Raw genomic sequence first — 20,416 nt, forward strand, 5'->3', positions numbered from 1 at the left:
AGCACGCGATGGACGACCTGAAATCGATCATTGGAAAAGTGGCGACCGGCGCCAGCCTGTCGCGTGACGAAGCCGCCTCCGCCTTCGATGCCATGATGTCCGGCGAGGCCACGCCCTCGCAGATGGGCGGCCTGTTGATGGCGCTCAGGGTGCGCGGCGAGACCGTGGACGAGATCACCGGCGCTGTGACGGCGATGCGCTCCAAGATGCTGACCGTGACGGCGCCGCTTGATGCGGTCGACATCGTCGGCACCGGCGGCGACGGCTCCGGCTCCGTCAATGTCTCGACATGCGCCTCCTTCATCGTCTCCGGCGCCGGCGTGCCGGTGGCCAAGCATGGCAACCGCGCGCTGTCGTCGCGCTCGGGCGCCGCCGACGTGCTGGCCTCGCTCGGCGTGAAGATCGACCTCAGGCCCGAGCAGGTCGGACACTGCGTGCGCGAATGCGGCATCGGTTTCATGTTCGCCCCCGCGCACCATCCCGCGATGAAGAACGTCGGCCCGACCCGGGTCGAGCTCGCGACGCGCACGATCTTCAATCTGCTCGGTCCGCTCTCCAATCCGGCTGGCGTGAAGCGGCAGATGGTCGGCGTCTTTTCGCGGCAATGGGTGCAGCCGCTGGCGCAGGTGCTCAAGAACCTCGGCTCGGAGTCAGCCTGGGTGGTGCACGGCTCCGACGGCCTCGACGAGATCACCCTCACCGGCCCGACTTTCGTCTCCGCGCTCCACAATGGCGAGATCCGGAATTTCGAGGTGACGCCCGAGGAGGCCGGCCTATCGCGCTGCGAGACGGGCGCACTCAAAGGCGGCGACGCCGATGCCAACGCGATCGCGCTGAAAAGCGTGCTCGACGGCAGGCCGAGCCCCTACCGCGACGTCGCGCTGATCAACGCCGCCGCCGCGCTCGTCGTGGCCGGACGCGCCAAGGACCTCAAGGAAGGGGTTGCGATCGGCGCAAAATCGCTCGACAGCGGCGCCGCGAGCGCGCGGCTAAAACATCTGATCGCGGTTTCGAACGGCTGAGCCTGACATGTCGGATATCCTGACCAAGATTGAAGCGTACAAGCGCGAGGAGATTGCCGCGGCCAAGCGCGCGCAGCCGCTCTCGATTGTCGAGGCAAAGGCCAAGGCGCAAGCCGCCCCGCGCGGCTTCGTGCGCGCGATCAAGGCGAAGCACGCCAATGGCGACTACGCGCTGATCGCCGAGATTAAGAAGGCCTCGCCGTCCAAGGGACTGATCCGCGCCGATTTCGATCCGCCCCAGCTTGCCAAGGCCTATGAGGCCGGCGGCGCCGCCTGCCTCTCAGTGCTGACCGACACGCCCTCGTTCCAGGGCCATCTCGACTTCATGGTGGCGGCGCGCGCGGCAACCTCGCTGCCGGTGCTGCGCAAGGACTTCATGTTCGACACCTATCAGGTGGCGGAGGCTCGCGCGCATGGCGCCGACTGCATCCTGATCATCATGGCCGCGCTCGATGATGCGACTGCCAGAGACCTCGAAGATGCCGCCTTCGCCTACCGCATGGATGTGCTGATCGAGATCCACGACCGCGCCGAGCTCGACCGCGCGCTGAAACTTCGTTCGCCGATGATCGGCGTTAACAACCGCAATTTGCGCACCTTCGAAACCACGCTTGCGACCAGCGAGGCTCTGGCGCCTCTGATCCCCGGGGACCGGCTGATGGTCGGCGAGAGCGGCATCTTCACAGCCGCGGATCTTGCGCGGCTCGAGCGCGTCGGCATGTCGACCTTCCTCGTCGGCGAGAGCCTGATGCGGCAGGCCGACGTCACCGCCGCCACGCGCACGCTGCTGGCGCGCGAGACGGCGCCGCGCGCGACGGGTACGCGCTGACATGGCGCGCAAGCCATCCAAGACAATCCCAGCCAAGTCGAAGGCCGGCGCTGCCCTCACCCATATCGGCGCGTCCGGTGAAGCGCGGATGGTGGACGTCTCGGACAAGCCCGCGACCGAGCGGCTTGCGGTGGCGGAAGGCCGCGTCATCATGACCAAGGCGACGCTCGAGCTGATCGTGTCCGGCAACGCCAAGAAGGGCGACGTGCTCGGGACTGCGCGCATTGCCGGAATCATGGCCGCCAAGCGCACCTCCGAGCTGATCCCGCTCTGCCATCCGCTCGCGCTGTCGAAGGTCACGGTCGACATCGGGCCCGATGCGAAACTGCCGGGTTGCCTTGTCCGCGCCAGCGTGAAGGTTACGGGTCCCACCGGCGTCGAGATGGAGGCGCTCACCGCCGTCTCGGTCGCCTGCCTCACGATCTACGACATGATCAAGGCGGTGGAGCGCGGCGTACGCATCGAGGGCATCCATCTCGTCGAGAAGCTCGGCGGCAAGTCCGGCCATCACCGCGCCTGACACGCGGACGTCAGCGATCCACCTTCTGCGCCGCGCACATCGGTTGCCTTTGCACCCGGCCGTTCACATCGCGTTAACCGCGCTTCCTAACTTCGCCTCCATACCGTTCCCGTAAACCAACGGGTGTTTTCGAGGTCAGGAATTCATCCTGGCGTGTGCACGGCAATGATCCAGCATGATGACGAGATTCGGCAGTCGCCTCTTTGACCAGGCCTTCGTGCGCAGCGGACCGATCCGCTGGCTGGTGGTGGGCGGCACGCTGCTGATCGCGGCGATCGCCGTCGGCGCGACGCTGATGGCGCAGAATTTCCGCGAACGTGCGCTGCGCAACTCCGGCCGCGAGCTGGAAAACACCGTGCTGATGCTCGCCCATCATTTCGACCAGCAATTGCAGGATTTTGCGGTCATCCAACGGGATTTCGTCGACCACGTCCGCGCGACCGGCATCCGTGACGCGGAGGATTATCGCAGGCGCCTCTCGGGGCAGGACGTCCACCGGATGCTGCGCTCGAAGATCGAGGCGTTGCCCTACATGGGTGGGGTCAACGTCATCGACGCCGAAGGCAATCTGGTCAATTCGTCGACGGCATGGCCGGCCCCGAAAGTGAACGTTGCCGATCGCGCCTATTTCCGCACCTTCAAATACGATCCGCATTCGCCTGACGTGCTGATCGAGCCGCTGCACAGTCGCATCTCGGGTGCCTGGACCATCCTGATCGTGCGCAAGATCCTGGGACCGAACGGCGAGTTCCTGGGCGTCGTCGGGCGCGGTATCGAGCCCGCTAATTTCGAGAAATTCTTCGCTTCCGTCGTGCTCGGCGAAGGCGCGACGATCTCGATGCTGCATCGAGACGGCACGCTGCTCGCCCGCTATCCGCTTTCCAGCGAATTGATGGGCCGGAATTTCAAGACCGGCCCGTTCTCGCAACAGAGGGTTTTCGGGCTCGATCACTTCGCCGGCCGCTTCGTGAGCCCCGTCGACGGAGAAGACCGGCTGATCTCCTCGCGCGCCCTGCCCCACTTCCCGATCCTGATCATGGCCACCCTGACGCGCGCGGCGGCCCTGACGGACTGGCGCGAGCAGATTGGCATCCTGATCTCGGTCGCCGCGTCTTCTGCGCTCGCCATCGCGGGCGTGCTGATCGCGATCGTGCGCAAGCTATTGGAGCAGCACCGCCTCTCGCGGGAACGGCTGATGCTGGAAATGCAGCGTCTCGACCGCGCCGTCAACAACATGACCCAGGGCCTTCTGCTGTTCGATTCCGAGCGGCGGCTCGTGATCTGCAACCAACGCTACATCGACATGTACGGGCTATCGGCCGCGATCGTGAAGCCCGGTTGCAGCTTCCACGACATCATCGCCCATCGGAAAGCGACGGGCTCGTTCACCGGCGATGTCGACGACTACGTTGCGCGCGTGCTGAGCGGCGTCCATGTGCGCAACGCCATGGTCGTCGACACCTCCGACGGCCGCTCGATCCAGATCGTCAACGAGCCGCTTGCGGACGGCGGTTGGGTGGCGACGCATGAGGATATCACCGAGCGCCGGCGGATCGAGGCGCGCATCACGCACCTCGCCCATTACGACGCGCTGACCGATCTGCCCAATCGCGCCATGTTCCACGAGCATCTGCGGCAACAGCTGGCCGCCATCGCCGACGGCGAACAGATCGCGGTGCACTATATCGACATCGACGAGTTCAAGGGCGTTAACGACGCGCTTGGCCATCTCGTCGGCGACGAACTGCTCAAGTCGATCGCGCAGAGCCTGCGCCGCTGTGCCGGCCCGGCGGATTTCGTGGCCCGGCTCGGCGGCGACGAATTTGCCATCGTGCAGAGCGCGGTGACCTCGCCGGACCAGGTCAACGATCTCGTCGCACGGGTCTTCCGGGCCATCCGCACCCCTTTCGACTGCATGGGCCATCATCTCACCGCGGACGCCAGCATCGGCATTGCGCTGGCGCCGGAACACGGCGAGGTGCTCGATCAGATCCTGAAGAACGCGGACATGGCGATGTATGCCGCCAAAGCCGCCGGACGCCGCACTTATCGCTTCTTCGAGCCGGACATGGACGCTAAGGTTCGCGATCGGCGGCAGCTCGAGATCGACCTGCGTCACGCCATCGCCCATGGCGGCCTCGAGGTCTATTACCAGCCCTGCCTCGGCCTGAACGACGACCACATCACCGGCTGCGAGGCGCTGGTGCGCTGGCGCCATCCCGAGCGCGGCATGGTCTCGCCAGCCGAGTTCATCCCGATCGCCGAAGACACCGGCCTGATCAACGAGATCGGCGAATGGGTGCTGGCGACCGCCTGCCGGGACGCAGCCATCTGGCCCGACGACATCCGCCTCGCCGTCAACGTCTCGCCAGTGCAATTCAAGAGCGGCACGCTGGCGCTCAAGATCATGGCGGCGCTGGCCGCCTCGGACCTCCCGGCGAGCCGGCTCGAGCTCGAGATCACCGAGGCCGTGCTGATCCGCGACGACGAAGCAGCGCTGGCGATCCTGCACCAGCTTCGCGCCATCGGGGTGCGCATCGCGCTGGACGATTTCGGCACCGGCTACTCGTCGCTGAGCTATCTGCACCGCTTCCCCTTCGACAAGATCAAGATCGACCGCTGCTTCGTCGAAGACATCGCCGGCCCCGACGGCTCCGCCAGCATCGTCCAGGCCGTTGTCAACTTAGCTGCCGCCCGCCGCATGACCACCACGGCCGAGGGCGTCGAAACCGAAGAGCAGCAGCGCCTGCTCCGGGCGCTCGGTTGTTCGGAGATGCAGGGCTATCTTTTCAGCGCCGCGAAACCGGCCGACAAGATGCTGGAGCTGTTCGCGCTGCATCGCAGCCGTCTCGCCCGACGCGAAGGCAGCGAGAGCCGACGCCGCGAGGCCGGTTAGGCTCGCAGACTGCGCCGCAAACGAAATCGCCCAGAAGCGGTCATCCGCTCCCAGGCGATCCATGTCTGAGGCCGTCAAGTCTAGTTCGGCACCGCAGCCTTCGTCGCGCGCTTGGCGGCGACGGCATTCGCGGTGACGCCGTGAAGGAAGTCATAGGCCGCATGCAGCGCCTTGTCGTCCTTCTCCTCCGGCGGGACGTAGGATTGGGAACCGGTCTGCTCGGTGCCATCGGCGGCCGACAAGTGCCCGCGCATCTGGGACTCCGCCATCGTATCCATCCGGCCCTTCAGCTCGGGCGGCACGTCCTGGAGGATCTCGATGTCGGGCGCGACGCCCTGGGCCTGGATCGAGCGGCCCGACGGCGTGTAGTAGCGCGCCGTGGTCAGCGCCAGCGCACCATTGCCGGCGCCGAGCGGAATGATCGTTTGCACCGAGCCCTTACCGAACGAGCGCGTGCCAATGATCGTCGCGCGCTTGTGATCGTGCAGCGCGCCGGCCACGATCTCGGAAGCCGACGCCGAGCCGCCATTGACCAGAACCACCAGCGGCTTGCCCTTGGTGAGATCGCCGCCATGCGCGGTGAAGCGCTGGGTTTCTTCCGGATTGCGCCCGCGGGTCGAGACGACCTCGCCACGCTGGAGGAATGCGCTCGACACCGAGACGGCCTGGTCGAGCAGGCCGCCGGGATTGTTGCGCAGGTCCACCACATAGCCTGCGAGCTTCTCCGGGGGGACCTCCTTGGAGACCGACGCGATCGCCTTCTTCAGGCCGTCGGTGGTCTGCTCGTTGAACGAGGTGATGCGGATATAGCCGATGTCGCCATTCTCGACGTGGAAGCGCACCGGGCGCACATGGATGATCTCGCGGGTGATCGCGACATCGAGCGGCGCGTCGGCACCCTTGCGCACGATGGTGAGCTTGGTCTTGGTGGCGACCGGCCCCTTCATCTTGTTGACGGCCTGCTCGAGCGTCATGCCCTGCACGGCCTCGCCGTCGATCTTGCTGATGAGGTCGCCGGACATGATGCCGGCCTTCGAGGCCGGCGTGTCGTCGATCGGCGAGACGACCTTGACGAGCCCATCCTCCATCGTGACCTCGATGCCGAGCCCGCCAAACTCGCCGGAGGTGGTCTCCTGCATCTCGGTCCAGGCCTTGGCATTCATGTAGCGCGAGTGCGGATCGAGCGAGGTCACCATGCCCGTGATCGCGCCTTCGATCAGCTTGGCACTGTCGGGCTTCTCGACATAGTTCGCCTTGACCCGCTCGAACACTGCGCCGAACAGATTGAGCTGGGAATAGGCATCGTCCGCGCTCGCCGCCGCCCGTGCCGCCCACACGCTGCCGTGGGGACTGGCTACCAGAAGGGTCAGACACACTCCCGTGAGCGCGCCCAGGGGGAACAGCAGGGTTTTCCGCATGGATAGGCTGGCCTTTTGCTTAGCGGTTCTGTTGAGGGCTTATCTCTCGGGCTTGGAAGCCGCCATGCAAATGGCGATCCAGGTCACCTCTCACAACACCATTCTGGTTTCTTCAAGGCCGCCTGGAAGGCCGGCGGCGGTACACCGGCGAAATCCCTTCGCCTCGGCTTAAGCTTTTGGCAACGTTCCGAAACCGCTTCGCGCAACGCGGCATCGGTCGGCCGCCCACGCCTCGCAGCTATGCGATTTTAGGATGGTTTTGGGGGGCCGGACACGCTAGGCGATGGCGACAAGACTTCAAATTCTCGGGAGGACACCAATGAATGACGCGCCCCGCATCCGGCCGGACAGGAACGTCGAACTCGGCGCCAGCAACGAGCCGTTCCAGAATCTACACGAGTTCATCCGGAAGGCGCGCGCCAATCTCAACCAGAATGCCTGGGACTACATCGTCGGCGCTGCCGAGACCGAGACCACGATGCGCCGCAACCGCATGGCGCTGGACGAGATCGCCTTCCGCCCGCGCGTGCTGCGCGACGTTCGCAAGGTCGACGGCTCCGTCGAGCAGCTCGGCCGCAGGATGCGGCTGCCGGTGGTGCTCGCCCCCGTCGGTGCCCTGGAGATCTTCGATCCCGATGGCGCGGCAAGCGTCGCGCGCGCCGCCGGCACCTTCGGTGCGGCGCACATGTTGAGCTCGGTGTCCGAGCCGGGGCTCGAGAAGACCGCCGAGGCCGCGCCCGACGCGCTGCGGCTCTATCAGCTCTATGTCCGCGGCGACGATGCCTTCGTCGCCGATGTCGTCAGCCGGAGCGAGAAGAACGGCTATGCCGCGTTCTGCCTGACTGTCGACACCGCCCATTACAGCCGTCGCGAACGTGACATCGCCAAGCGCTACGTTCGCGAAAGCCGCCTGCGCGCGACCGGCGGCGATTTCCAGAAGGGTCTGGAATGGCGGACGGTGAAGATGATCAAGGACAAGTTCAGGATCCCACTGATCCTGAAGGGAATCGCCACCGCCGAGGACGCTCAGATCGCGATCGATCACGGTGTCGAGTGGATCTACGTCTCCAACCATGGCGGCCGTCAGCTCGATCACGGCCGCGGCGCCATGCATGTGCTGCCTGAAATCGTCGAGGCGGTGAAGGGCCGCGCCAAGATCATGGTCGATGGCGGCTTCTGCCGCGGCACCGACATCATCAAGGCGATCGCGGCCGGCGCCGACATCGTCGGCATCGGCCGGCTGCAATGCTGGGCGCTGGCGGCGGCCGGCGAAGCCGGCGTGATGCGAATGCTGGAATTGCTGGAGGACGAAGTGCTGCGCTGCCTCGGCCTCTTGGGTGCCACCTCGTTCGCCGAAATCGACAAATCCTGCCTGCATCAGGCGACCGCAACGAATGCGCCGAGCGTGTTCAGCGCGTTCCCGCTGTTCGACCACGAGCCCTACCGATACTGAAATGTGAAAGAACACGATGACCTCACTCTCCCCCGGCAGCGCCGATGCGCTCCTGTTCGATCTCGGCCGCGTGGTGCTCGATATCGATTTCTCCAAGGCGATCGCCTGCTGGGCGGGGCATGCCGGCTGCCAGCCCGAGGCCATCGTCGCGCGCTATGTGCGTGACGAGGCCTACCGGCTGCACGAGGTCGGCAAGATCGGCGACGAGGATTATTTCCAATCGCTGCGTTCATCGCTCGGGATCGGCATTTCCGACGCGCAGTTTCTGGAGGGATGGAACGCGATCTTCGCCGGCGAGATGCCTGAGATCGCCGAGCTCTTGCCGCGCGCGGCGAAGCAGATGCCGCTCTATGCCTTCTCCAACACCAATCGGCCGCATGTCGACTATTTTTCGAAGGAATATGCCGGCGTGCTCGGGCATTTCCGCGAGCTCTATCTGTCGTCCAGCATCGGCCTGCGCAAACCGGATGCGGAGGCGTTCGATCATGTCGTGGCGGCGATCGGCGTGCCAGCCAGCCGAATCGTCTTCTTCGACGACCTGGCCGAGAACGTCGAGGGGGCGCGAGCGCGTGGACTGACGGCGGTGCATGTCACCTCGCCCGGTGATGTCGGCAACGCCTTGCTAGCGTTGGGAATTTGACCACCGATGCCGAACAGGATCGGGGTCGGGTTTCGGGCACCCAAATCCGCTCGGGTATGGAACCAATTCACTTTGTACATTTTTGTACAGAGTTCCGGGAACGGAATACCTCCCTCCGGACTCTATGAGTCCGTTGGGACGTCTACATCGGACTTATTCTCGTGCTGGGCAAAGCCTACCTCACAAAGCAAGCCTCCTTGCTGCTCGAATTCGCCAAGACAACTTCGGATTCGCGCCTCTCCGCCAAGCTGATCAGCAAGGCCGCCGACCTAAAGTCGCAGGCCGATCCGCTGCCGGACAAGGATCAAAGCCCCAAAGCTCCGGACGTGACATCCAGCGTCAGTTCGGGCGAACAGACGCAGAGTTGATCCGATGCCGGCCGTGGCGCTCATCCTTCTCGTCCTCGCCATGGCTATCCTCGTACCGGTCTGTCTCGCCTTCCGGATCATGCCGTGACCGGTCTGAGCACGATTCTTCATGACGGAGATCACGCAGGATAAATCATCCTGTCGGCGCCTTTGCCTCGCGCCTGCACTCGGCTAGAACTTTCGCCGCCCATTGCCGATATGCTCAGCAGGAGTTTCCGCCCTTGGCCCTGATGCCGGTTTCTGACGCGCTTGCCGCGGTGCTGGCGGGTGCGGAGCCGCTGCCTGAAGCGATGGTTTCCCTCAACGAGGCCTATCATCGCGTGCTCGCACGCGATGTCCCGGCGCTGCGCACACAGCCGCCGGAAGCAATGTCGGCGATGGACGGCTACGCGGTGCGCGCGAGCGATGCAACAAAGCTCGATAGTACGCTCACCTTGATTGGCGAAGTGGCGGCGGGTCGTCCGTTCGCGGGAACGCTGGGCCCCGGCGAAGCCGTGCGGATCTTCACCGGCGGCGTCATTCCCAACGGTGCCGACGCGGTCGTGATCCAGGAGGACACGGTTGCGGACGGCAAGCGCATCACGATCAAGGAAGCCGCGATTGCCGGCCGCCACATCCGCCCCGCGGGCGTCGACTTCTCCGAAGGAGACGTGCTCCTGCGCAAGGGAACCCGTCTCACCGAGCGCGATCTCGCGCTCGCCGCCGCCATGAATCATCCGCAGCTTGCCGTCTGCCGCCGTCCGAAGGTCGCGATCCTCGCCACCGGCGACGAGCTGGTCATGCCGGGAACCACACCCGCTCACGGCCAGATCGTCTATTCCAACGGCTATGCCCTGCACGCGCTCGCCCGCAGCGAGGGGGCCGATACCATCGACCTCGGCATTGCCGCCGATACGCTGGAGGCCACCACTGCCGGCATCCGCCGCGCCCGCGAGAGCGGCGCCGAGATCCTGGTCACGAGCGGCGGCGCGTCGGTCGGCGACCATGATCTGGTCCAGCAGGCGTTGAGGGACGAAGGCATCGCGATGGCGTTCTGGAAGATCGCGATGCGCCCGGGCAAGCCGATGATGCATGGGCGGCTCGGCGCGATGCGCGTGATCGGCCTGCCGGGCAATCCTGTGTCATCCTACGTGTGCGCCTTCCTGTTCCTGGTGCCGCTGATTCGCGCCTTGTCGGGACGATCCATGATTCATCACCGACAAGAACGGGCCGTGCTCGGCCGCGATGTGGATGCAAACGATATGCGCGCGGACTATCTGCGCGCACATCTGGAGACGCGCGACGATGGCACGTTGGTGGCCCTTCCCGTCAATCACCAGGATTCCTCGCTGCTTGCGAATCTCGCTGCAGCACAGGCACTTCTCGTCCGCGCACCGTTCGCTCCGAAGGCAGAAGCCGGCTCGCCTTGCGAGGTCCTGCGCCTGCCCGTCTGAACGCATCCACCACACGCGTTCCGCGAACTTTGTCCCGTTCACGGTAAATTAAGCAGTTGCGGAACACATATCGAACATATAGTGTCCGTTCATGATTTGTTTCGAGCATGTAGCGGTTCACCGCTCCAATTTAGCGTCTCGGAATCGAACGACATCAACCGGGGGACTTTGGTCGAGATGTTAACGCGCAAACAATACGAGCTTCTGCGGTTCATCAGCGAACGTCTGAAGGAAAGTGGCGTGCCGCCCTCCTTCGACGAGATGAAGGATGCGCTCGACCTGCGCTCGAAATCGGGCATCCATCGCCTGATCACCGCGCTCGAGGAGCGCGGCTTCATCCGCCGCCTGCCCAACCGCGCCCGCGCCATCGAGGTGATCAAGCTGCCCGAGCTCCAGGCCGCCGCCGGCAGCCGCCGCGGCTTCACGCCGAGCGTCATCGAGGGCAATCTCGGCAAGGTGCGCGCGAGCTCCAGTTCTTCCGCGGACGAAGGCGAGCGTCCCGTTGCGGTGCCCGTGATGGGTCGCATCGCGGCCGGCACGCCGATCGAAGCGTTGCAGACCCGCAGTCACACCATTAGCGTGCCGCCCGACATGCTCGGCTCGGGCGAACACTACGCACTCGAAGTGCGCGGCGATTCGATGGTCGAAGCCGGCATTCTCGATGGCGACATGGCGCTGATCCAGCGTAACGAGAGCGCCGATACCGGCGACATCGTGGTGGCCCTGATCGACGACGAGGAAGCGACGCTCAAGCGCTTTCGTCGCCGGGGGGCGTCGATCGCGCTCGAGCCCGCCAATGCCGCCTACGAGGTGCGCATCCTGCCGCCGAACCGGGTGAAGATTCAGGGCAAGCTGATCGGGCTGTACCGCAAGTACTGAGACGGGCCAGCGGTCATTCGATACCAATGATTCCGATTGGAGCGGACGATGGTCCGCTCCAGCTGGATAGTCTTTTGGTCTTGCGCAGATTATCCGGCCCCTCTCTCCGGCGCTCCATCCTCGGCATGCGGCTCCAAGCACGCATCGCTTGTGAAGAGATCGTGCGCAGGATCGCTTTAAGCGCCTTCGCAGCGTGCTGATCGCTTGCATCGGCCGCGCAAGCATTCGCAACTCAATTGCAGCACCATGCACGCAATCTGCGCACGTAGGGAGCGAGCTATTCCGCAACGCCTAAACTCCCATCAACCGACAGCCACGGCGAAGCTGGCCACATTCCCCCTCTCGGCGCCCGCAGGCCACGGGCGCTCGCATCCGCCGAATGCACTGAAGCGAGCTTTGTTCCTATGACTTCGGGAAAGATAATGTGATCGTGTCCGGCAACGCCAGCCGCAGATTTGCCCACAACCGAGCAGAGCGTTACGTGCTTCCACTCTGATAGAGGCTTGCGCCTCCGAAGGAGGCGCGGGTTGCTATCTTCGAATGAGGAGCACCCGATGTGTGACTACAGCCTGCATGCCGTTGCATCTCGCCCCGCCGAAGTCGGCGAGACGATCGTGTCGACAACGTTCCGCGGCACCTCAACGCGCGGCTTTGCTTCCGCGGCCGATCCGACCGTGGCCGTCTGCCTGCTGCCGGGAACGGAGCTCGCCTTCGCCGACAACGTCCGTTACGATAATCGCTGGATCTGGACGCGCACCATCAACTCCCGCGTCGGCAAGTTCGGCAAGATCGATCCGCACATACCCGACCGCCATCATGACGCGATCGAATTCCCCGACGGCAAATACGTGCTGGTGACGCAGCTCGTCGAAGGCCAGCGCGCAACCGTGCTGCAATTGCCGGTGACGCAGCCGGTCAGCGAGCGCGAGCACAAGCCGCAGATCGTTGCCGATAGCCGGTCGACGATCACGCGCCTGCCGATTGGCTGAGCCGTCCCCGCCCGCGGGGTCGGGCCAGGATTGAAATGCCATCGCCGGCCGAGGCCGGCGAGATGGTATAATTTGTGTGCTGCGGAGTCCGGTCGGACCCGGACCTACTCTTCGCATTTGTTTTTAATCGTCCGGCCCCTAATCGTCGACCTGCAAGTCGGTCTCCGCCGGCGTTGCATCCCGGTTGCGGGCCGCGGCCGTCCTCGGCACAAGGCTCCCATCGAAATCACCCTCGCCGGCGCCGGCCGGCAACCAGGGACGGCTTGTGCCTCTTGCTCTCACCGCCTGTATCGCAAAGCCGTCACCACGCTGCGTCAACGCCAGCGCGCCCTGGCTGGTGAGACGCTGCCGGTCGACCACCATCGCCGCGCAATCGGGCGGCGCGGGGCGCGTCGTGACCACCAGCGCGGCGCGACTGCAATCCTCAGCCAGCGCATCGATGCGCAGTGAAAGCGCGACCAGCCGACCGTCGGCAAGCGGCGTCACACAGCCGGACTCGTCGCACGACACGCCGTCAGCCAGCGAGCTACTCCCGGCATCGCGCGGATCGGCGTCGGCAGCTAACCACTCTTTGAGCAGAAAGCCATCCTTGCTCGCCCGGATCACATGCAACTGCCCGTCCCTGCCCCGCACCGCGACGCTGGCGCCGTCCCCGGCAATCAGGATGTCGGGCTGCCGCACCGACAGGCCCCACGCGATGGCGGCCAGCAGCACCAAGGCGCCAGACCAGCGCAAGGGCGTGCGCAACAGGCCCATCAAGATGATCCCGAGGCTTGCCGCGATCAGCGGCGCGGTGCCGAAGGCAGGGATCCGGCCGACTGCACCCGGCAGTGCCGCCACCCAGCGCGACACCGCGACCATCCAGTCGATGCCGATCCCCATCAGCCACCAGAACACGCTGTCAAGCCCAAAGGGAGCCGCGAGCAGTCCCAACAGGCCAGCCGGCATCACCAGTGCCGAGACCACCGGCATCGCGCCGAGATTGGCGAGCACGCCGAACGGGGTGACGCGATGGAAGTGGAAGGCGGCATAGGGCGTGGTCGCAAGTCCTGCGATCAGCGAGGCCAGGAATAGCATCGCGATCTCGCGGCCGCCCCACAGCGCGATACGGGCCGTCGCGGAATGATCGGGCGAGGCAAACAGGTTCGGCATGCCGATCTGCACCAGCGCCACGAGCCCGAGCGTTGCGGCGAAGGACATTTGAAAGCTCGGATGCACCAGCGCTTCCGGCGCGACCGCGAGCACGATCAGTGCCGCCACGGCCAGCGTGCGGAAGGTGATAGCGCGGCGATCGACCATGACCGCGATCAGCACCACCGCCGTCATGAAGAACGAGCGTTGCGTGGCGACCTCCGCGCCTGACAGCAGCAGGTAGAACGCAGCCGCCACCAGCGCGGCGGCCGCTGACCATTTCTTGATGGCAAATCCCGCCGCCAGCCCCGGGATCAAGGCCAGCAGGGCGCGCACCGCGAAAAACACGACACCGGCGACGACCGCCATGTGATAGCCGGAGATCGACAGCACATGGCCAAGCCCCGAGATGAACATGGCGTCGTTGACGGGCGTGGTGATGGCATCGCGCCGTCCGGTGAGCAGCGCGGTCGCGATCGCACGGTTGTCGCCCTCGAGCGTCGCACGGATGCGTGCGTCGATCGCATCACGCAAGCCCTGCGTGAAGGCTGCGTAGCGCAGCCGCAAGCCGCCGGTCTCCTGCGGGGCTGCCACCGTAATCGCGCCCATTGCAAAACCGGAGGCGCCGATGCCTTGAAAGAACATGTCGCGGGAGAAATCGTAGCTACCCGGGCGCACGGGAGAGATCGGCGGCATCAAGCGCGCCTTCAGCTGCACGAAACTGCCGACCTGCGGTGCCATCCCCTTGCGCACCGAGAGGCGGACGCGCTCGAGCCTGACGTCGCTGCGCTGCGCCTCCATGGCGGTGACGCGCAGCACGAAGCGATCCGTGCGCTCGCGGATGTCGCGGGTCTCGACGTAGCCCGACAGCGATACCGAATAGAGTGGCTTGGCCAGCACCGTATGGGCGATGCGCGCGGTCTTCCAGGTCGCCATGGCAAAGCCAGCCGCGACAGCCGCGATCATGATCGCGGGCGCGAACAGCCGACTCCGCCGCAGCAGGACGGCGCCGAGCATGAGCGATGGCCGACGCGGCAACGACCCACAGCACCGGCTCGTGATCGGCAGCGAAATAGAGCGCGATGCCGCCGCCGAAGGCGACCGGCACCCAGGGCAACAGCCGACCGGCGCCGGCCTCGGCACGCGCCCATTCGCGCGCCGTCTCGACGATCGCGGGCCAGGCGCCAAAGCCCGCCGGCGCAAAGCCGCCAGCGGGCGCGGCGCGGCCAACCGGCCACGTTCCGGCAACTCCCTGGGAGCGCACTGGCCGGCCAGGCTCCGCCATTCCCTGCACCTTACGATACGCGATAGGTGCAGAGGCTACCGGAACGTGCGGCTGTGCGAATAGCGGTACGGATCAGGAACGAACTTGGACGTCCCCTACTTTTCCTCTTCCATGGTCACGGCGACCGAGGCCTTGGCCGAGAGGCGGACCTTGTTGCCTTCGACGTCGGCAACGAGACCCTTATCGATGAAATGATGGTGGCCCTTGTGGCGGCCCTCGCCGCTGTCCTTCTTGGTCAGCTTGATGCGGTTGCCCTCAACGCGATCGACGGTGCCGATATGGACGCCATCGGCGCCGATGATTTCCATATGTTCTGCGATGTTCTGCATGGATGGACCCTCGTTTGGATTCACCCCAACGTCAGAGGCGCGCGTTCGTTTCCCACGCGAAAATGACGATGCCGTGTGCCGCCCGCTCGTCAGATCAGCGGTTCCTTCGACGAGGCATGGTGGTTGACGATCTTCCACGCGCCGTCCTCGCGGATGATGACCCAGCTCACCTTGACGACGAGATCAGGACGCTCGCCGGCGAGGTCGAACGAGACGGTTGCCGCCATGTTGATCATGTCAGGACCTGCCTGCGCGGCATGCACCTCGGAAAACGTCGCACTCGGCTTGCGCCATCGCGGCAGGCCGTTGAAATAGTCCGCAACGCCGTCCCTGCCCCGATAGAGTTTCGGGTTGGAGCCGAAGAAGAATGCGTTGCTCGCATAGAGCGAGGACAGCGCGGCGGCGTCGAGCGTCGCGAAGCCGGCGCACCATTTCGCGATGATGGCGGAAACGATGGCGTCGGTTTCGTTGCTCATGGGTGCCTCAACCTTTCGCGACTTCCTTTGCAAACGTGTCGCGCAGACCGATGGTGCGCGAAAACACCGGCTTGCCCGGCGTCGAGTCCTTGTCGCGCACGAAATAGCCCTGGCGCTCGAACTGCATCGGCTCGGTCGAATTGCTCTCCGCGACCGATGCCTCGATCCGCGCATCGGACAAGATCTCCAGCGACTGCGGGTTGAGATCGGCCGCGAAATTCGAGGCGTCCGGGCTCGGATTGGAGAACAGCTGGTTGTAGATGCGGATTTCAGCAGGCTTCGACGTCGCTGCCGGCAGCCAGTGCATCGTCGCCTTGACCTTGCGGCCATCGGGCGCGTTGCCGCCCTTGGTCGCGGGATCGTAGGTGCAGCGCAGCTCCACCACCTCGCCTGCGTCGTTCTTGATCACGCCGGTGCACTTGACGAAATAGGCATAGCGCAGCCGCACCTCGTTGCCTGGCGACAGGCGGAAGAATTTCTTCGGCGGGTTCTCCATGAAGTCGTCGCGCTCGATATAGAGCTCGCGGCCGAAGCTGATCTTGCGCGTGCCGGCGCTGGGGTCATCCGGGTGGTTGATCGCCTCGAGCTCCTCGACCTGCCCCTCCGGATAGTTCTCGATCACCACTTTCAGCGGCTTCAGCACCGCCATGCGGCGCTGCGCCGTGCGGTTTAGTTCCTCGCGGATGCAGAACTCGAGCATGCCGACGTCAACCACGCTGTTGGCCTTGGCGACGCCGATGCGCCTGACGAATTCGCGCAGCGCGGCCGGCGGCACGCCGCGGCGGCGCATCCCCGCGATGGTCGGCATGCGCGGATCGTCCCAGCCCGCGACATGGCCGTCGCGAACGAGCTGGGTCAGCACGCGCTTCGACAGCAGCGTGTAAGTCAGGTTCAGCCGCGCGAACTCGTACTGGTGCGGCTTCGAGGGCACCGGCAGCTTCTCGATGAACCAGTCATAGAGCGGGCGGTGGTCCTCGAACTCCAGCGTGCAGATCGAGTGCGTGATGCCCTCGATCGCATCCGACTGGCCGTGGGCATAATCGTAGCTCGGATAAATGCTCCATTTGGTGCCGGTGCGCGGATGATGCGCATGCAGGATGCGATACAGCACGGGGTCGCGCAGATTGATGTTGCCCGCGGCCATGTCGATCTTGGCCCGCAGCACGCGCGCCCCGTTCGGGAATTCGCCGGCCTTCATGCGGCGGAACAGCTCGAGATTCTCCTCCACCGTGCGCTCGCGGAACGGCGAGTTCCTGCCGGGCTCGGTCAGCGTGCCGCGCGTGAGGCGGATCTCCTCCTGGGTCTGGTCGTCGACATAGGCGAGACCGTCGCGGATCAGCTGCTCCGCCCATTCATAGAGGCGATCGAAATAGTCGGAGGCGAAGAACAGGTTCTTGCCCCAGTCGAAACCGAGCCAGCGCACGTCGGCCTGGATGGAGTCGATATATTCCTGTTCTTCCTTGATCGGATTGGTGTCGTCGAAGCGCAAATGGCAGCGGCCTGGAAACTCCTGCGCGATGCCGAAATTGAGTGCGATCGACTTGGCGTGGCCGATATGCAGATAGCCGTTCGGCTCCGGCGGGAACCGGGTCACGATCTCCTTGTACTTGCCCTGATCGAGATCGGCCTGGATGATGTCACGAATGAAATCGCGCCCAACCTCAGTCGCCACCGGTTCTGTCATTACGAAAATCCTGTAGGGAAATCAGCGGTTCTTCTGCCAAATTCGTGTGGCCGCGCCAAGGCCCACGAGGTCCGCCGACGGGCTTTAGTTATGTCCCGTTCCTGCTATACACCACCGCTTCCCATGCATAGGCCCTGCCAAGAATGACCGATTCCGTCGTCACGCGCTTCGCTCCCTCGCCGACCGGCTTCCTCCATATCGGAGGCGCCCGCACGGCGCTGTTCAACTGGCTCTATGCGAAGAAGCACGGCGGCAAGATGCTGCTGCGGATCGAGGACACGGACCGCGAGCGCTCCACCGAGGCCGCCATCGCTGCCATACTCGATGGACTCAAATGGCTTGAGCTCGGCTGGGACGGCGAGGTCATCTACCAGTTCGCCCGCGCCGCCCGCCACCGCGAGGTCGCCGAGCAGCTGCTCGCCGACGGCAAAGCCTATCGCTGCTACGCCACGGCCGAAGAACTCGCCGCCATGCGCGAGAAGGCGCGCGCAGAGGGCCGTACCCGCCTCTATGACGGCCTATGGCGCGACCGCGACCCGGCGACCGCCCCGACCGATGTGAAGCCCACCATTCGCCTGCGCGCGCCGCAGACCGGCGAGACCGTGATCGAGGACCAGGTCCAGGGCCGCGTGGTCTGGCAGAACGAGAACCTCGACGACCTCGTGCTTCTGCGCGGCGATGGCAATCCGACCTACATGCTCGCAGTGGTCGTGGATGATCACGACATGGGCGTCACCCATGTCATTCGCGGCGACGACCATCTGATCAACGCCGCCCGCCAGAAGCAGATCTACGATGCGATGGGCTGGACGCTGCCGAGCATGTCCCACATCCCCCTGATCCACGGCCCGGACGGCTCGAAGCTGTCGAAGCGCCACGGCGCGCTCGGCGTCGATGCTTATCGCGCCATGGGCTACCTCCCGGCGGCGCTGCGTAACTACCTCGTCCGGCTCGGCTGGAGCCATGGCGACCAGGAGATCTTCTCGACCGAGGAGATGATCGCAGCGTTCGACCTCGCCGGCGTCGGCCGCGCCGCCGCCCGCTTCGATTTCGCCAAGCTGGAAAACCTCAACGGCCATTACATCCGTCATGCCGACGATCAATCACTCGTGAAGATGTTCGAAGATGTGCTCGATCACGTCGTGCCCAGCCGCGACGAGATCAAGGCCAAGTTAAACGACAACACGCGGGCGCAGCTCCTGAAGGCCATGCCGGCCCTGAAGGAGCGCGCCAAGACGCTGATCGAGCTGATCGATGGCGCCTACTTCATCTTTGCCGACCGCCCGTTGCAGCTCGATGCCAAGGCGCAGGCGCTGCTGACAGCCGAGAACCGCAAGCTGATCGGCCAGCTTCATTCCGCGCTGGAGAAAGTCGAGACATGGAGCGGCGCCAGCACGGAAGCTGCGCTGCGCAGTTTTGCCGAGGAAAATAGTCTCAAGCTCGGCGCGGTCGCCCAGCCCTTGCGGGCCGCACTGACGGGGCGGACCACCTCGCCTGGTATTTTTGAGGTTTTGGAGGTCCTTGGACGCCAGGAAAGCCTGGGCCGGCTTAAAGATCAGTCTACGACGTAAGTCGACCATGCGTGCGGTGATCTTGCAGCGCACACAGCAATAATATACCCATCTCCCCGTACATTCTGGAACATCCGGCCTGCCCCCCAACGATCTCCTTTGGGGCTCCGGCTCCGGCCCGTTTCACCACACATCGGGGACCTACGATGGACGCAAAACCAAGCAATAAGACCGCCACGCTGACGGTCGGAAACAAGAATTACGATCTTCCGATCCTCAGCGGCAGCGTCGGGCCTGATGTCATCGATATCGGTAAGCTCTACGGCCAGTCCGGCCTGTTCACGTATGACCCGGGCTTCACCTCGACGGCGAGTTGCCAGTCTAAGATTACCTATATCGACGGTGACGCGGGCGTGCTGGAATACCGCGGCTACCCGATCGAGCAGCTTGCCGAGCACGGCGACTTCCTGGAGACCTGCTACCTCCTGCTCTACGGGGACCTGCCCACCGCCGCGCAGAAGAAGGATTTCGACCACCGCGTGACGCATCACACAATGGTGCACGAGCAGATGGCTCGCTTCTTCCAGGGCTTCCGCCGCGACGCCCACCCGATGGCGATCATGGTGGCGGCCGTCGGCGCGCTCGCCGCGTTCTATCACGATAGCACCGACATCAACGATCCGAAGCAGCGCATGATCGCTTCCATGCGCATGATCGCGAAGATCCCGACGCTGGCGGCAATGGCCTACAAGTACACGGTCGGCCAGCCCTTCATCTATCCGAAGAACTCGCTCGGCTTCGCCGAGAACTTCCTGAACATGTGCTTCGCGGTGCCCTGCGAGGACTACAAGGTGAGCCCGGTTCTCGCCGACGCGCTGGAGAAGATCTTCATCCTGCACGCCGACCACGAGCAGAACGCCTCGACTTCCACGGTGCGCATCGCCGGCTCCTCCGGCGCCAACCCGTTCGCCTGCATCGCGGCGGGCATCGCCTGCCTCTGGGGCCCGGCGCATGGCGGCGCCAACGAAGCCGCGCTCAACATGCTCTACGATATCGGCACGGTCGATAAGATCCCCGAGTTCATCGCCAAGGTGAAGGACAAGAACTCTGAAGTCCGCCTGATGGGCTTCGGGCACCGCGTCTACAAGAACTACGATCCGCGCGCCAAGATCATGCAGAAGATGTGTCACGCCGTGCTCAAGGAGACCGGCCATGGCGAGGATCCGATGCTGAAGGTGGCAATGGAGCTCGAGAAGATCGCGCTCAGCGACCAGTACTTCATCGAACGCAAGCTCTATCCGAACGTCGATTTCTATTCGGGCATCACGCTGAAGGCGATGGGCTTCCCGGTCTCGATGTTCACCGTGCTGTTCGCGGTCGCCCGCACCGTCGGCTGGATCAGCCAGTGGAGCGAGATGATCGAGGACCCGCATCAGAAGATCGGTCGTCCGCGCCAGCTCTACACCGGCGTCGCCAAGCGCGACTACGTGCCGATCGCCAACCGCCAATAAGTTCGAACCATCACGGCTTTCGAAACGGCGCCATCTCACAAT

16 protein-coding genes and 1 pseudogene are annotated in these 20,416 nt (G+C 64.7%); 12 read left to right on the forward strand and 5 right to left on the reverse strand.

Features of this window, described 5'->3' with window-relative positions; all coding sequences use genetic code 11:
* Nucleotides 1-8: 8 nt before the first annotated feature.
* The 4 genes from trpD (at nt 9) to IVA78_RS06410 (ending at nt 5,267) form a co-directional block, all read left to right on the forward strand.
* Nucleotides 9-1,022, forward strand: a complete 1,014-nt coding sequence (gene trpD, locus IVA78_RS06395; protein WP_247275967.1) for an anthranilate phosphoribosyltransferase — start codon at nt 9-11, stop codon at nt 1,020-1,022.
* 7 nt (nt 1,023-1,029) lie between these two features.
* Nucleotides 1,030-1,851: an indole-3-glycerol phosphate synthase TrpC gene (gene trpC / locus IVA78_RS06400; protein WP_247418382.1), complete on the forward strand. Its 822-nt coding sequence runs from the start codon at nt 1,030-1,032 to the stop codon at nt 1,849-1,851.
* A gap of 1 nt (nt 1,852) precedes the next feature.
* A complete protein-coding gene (moaC, locus tag IVA78_RS06405; RefSeq protein WP_247418383.1) occupies nt 1,853-2,371 on the forward strand; it encodes a cyclic pyranopterin monophosphate synthase MoaC in 519 nt (172 codons plus the stop codon).
* 175 nt (nt 2,372-2,546) lie between these two features.
* Entirely contained in the window at nt 2,547-5,267 is a 2,721-nt protein-coding gene (locus tag IVA78_RS06410; protein WP_247418384.1) for an EAL domain-containing protein, read from the forward strand.
* Between the two features lie 80 nt (nt 5,268-5,347).
* Here the strand turns inward: IVA78_RS06410 and IVA78_RS06415 are convergent, their stop codons facing one another.
* Nucleotides 5,348-6,685: a S41 family peptidase gene (locus tag IVA78_RS06415; RefSeq protein WP_247275963.1), complete on the reverse strand. Its 1,338-nt coding sequence runs from the start codon at nt 6,683-6,685 to the stop codon at nt 5,348-5,350.
* Between the two features lie 319 nt (nt 6,686-7,004).
* On the opposite strand from IVA78_RS06415, the gene IVA78_RS06420 reads away from it, so the two are divergent.
* The 6 genes from IVA78_RS06420 to IVA78_RS06445 all read left to right on the forward strand — a co-directional run bounded on the left by IVA78_RS06420 (nt 7,005) and on the right by IVA78_RS06445 (nt 12,447).
* Nucleotides 7,005-8,138: an alpha-hydroxy acid oxidase gene (locus tag IVA78_RS06420; RefSeq protein WP_247464839.1), complete on the forward strand. Its 1,134-nt coding sequence runs from the start codon at nt 7,005-7,007 to the stop codon at nt 8,136-8,138.
* Between the two features lie 16 nt (nt 8,139-8,154).
* On the forward strand, nt 8,155-8,778 hold the full coding sequence (locus tag IVA78_RS06425) for an HAD-IA family hydrolase (RefSeq protein WP_247275961.1): 624 nt from the start codon (nt 8,155-8,157) through the stop codon (nt 8,776-8,778).
* A 161-nt stretch (nt 8,779-8,939) separates the two neighbouring features.
* Complete coding sequence (locus IVA78_RS06430) at nt 8,940-9,146, forward strand: hypothetical protein (protein ID WP_247275960.1); 207 nt, start codon at nt 8,940-8,942, stop codon at nt 9,144-9,146.
* 221 nt (nt 9,147-9,367) lie between these two features.
* Nucleotides 9,368-10,579: a gephyrin-like molybdotransferase Glp gene (glp, locus tag IVA78_RS06435; protein WP_247418393.1), complete on the forward strand. Its 1,212-nt coding sequence runs from the start codon at nt 9,368-9,370 to the stop codon at nt 10,577-10,579.
* Between the two features lie 177 nt (nt 10,580-10,756).
* On the forward strand, nt 10,757-11,458 hold the full coding sequence (lexA, locus tag IVA78_RS06440) for a transcriptional repressor LexA (protein ID WP_247275958.1): 702 nt from the start codon (nt 10,757-10,759) through the stop codon (nt 11,456-11,458).
* A 554-nt stretch (nt 11,459-12,012) separates the two neighbouring features.
* Nucleotides 12,013-12,447 carry a hypothetical protein gene (locus tag IVA78_RS06445; protein ID WP_247275957.1) on the forward strand — a complete coding sequence of 145 codons (435 nt, stop codon included), beginning with the start codon at nt 12,013-12,015 and terminating at the stop codon, nt 12,445-12,447.
* 138 nt (nt 12,448-12,585) lie between these two features.
* Here the strand turns inward: IVA78_RS06445 and IVA78_RS06450 are convergent.
* The 4 genes and pseudogenes from IVA78_RS06450 to IVA78_RS06465 form a co-directional block, all read right to left on the reverse strand.
* A pseudogene (locus tag IVA78_RS06450) lies at nt 12,586-14,863 on the reverse strand (ComEC/Rec2 family competence protein).
* Nucleotides 14,864-14,958: 95 nt separating this feature from the next.
* Entirely contained in the window at nt 14,959-15,192 is a 234-nt protein-coding gene (locus IVA78_RS06455; RefSeq protein ID WP_247275955.1) for a DUF2171 domain-containing protein, read from the reverse strand.
* Nucleotides 15,193-15,281: 89 nt separating this feature from the next.
* A complete protein-coding gene (locus IVA78_RS06460; protein ID WP_247275954.1) occupies nt 15,282-15,668 on the reverse strand; it encodes an SgcJ/EcaC family oxidoreductase in 387 nt (128 codons plus the stop codon).
* Between the two features lie 7 nt (nt 15,669-15,675).
* Nucleotides 15,676-17,352, reverse strand: coding sequence for a glutamine--tRNA ligase/YqeY domain fusion protein (locus tag IVA78_RS06465; protein WP_247275953.1), 1,677 nt, complete (start codon nt 17,350-17,352; stop codon nt 15,676-15,678).
* Between the two features lie 143 nt (nt 17,353-17,495).
* Between IVA78_RS06465 and gltX the strand changes: the two genes are divergently transcribed.
* Together gltX and gltA are read left to right on the forward strand one after the other, a co-directional pair.
* Nucleotides 17,496-18,923 (forward strand): glutamate--tRNA ligase, encoded by a 1,428-nt coding sequence (gene gltX / locus IVA78_RS06470; RefSeq protein ID WP_247275952.1) that lies wholly within the window; start codon nt 17,496-17,498, stop codon nt 18,921-18,923.
* 146 nt (nt 18,924-19,069) lie between these two features.
* Nucleotides 19,070-20,374: a citrate synthase gene (gene gltA / locus IVA78_RS06475; protein ID WP_247275951.1), complete on the forward strand. Its 1,305-nt coding sequence runs from the start codon at nt 19,070-19,072 to the stop codon at nt 20,372-20,374.
* The last annotated feature ends 42 nt before the right edge of the window (nt 20,375-20,416 follow it).

It is taken from the genome of Bradyrhizobium sp. 137, assembly GCF_023074095.1.
Taxonomy (GTDB): Bacteria; Pseudomonadota; Alphaproteobacteria; order Rhizobiales; family Xanthobacteraceae; genus Bradyrhizobium.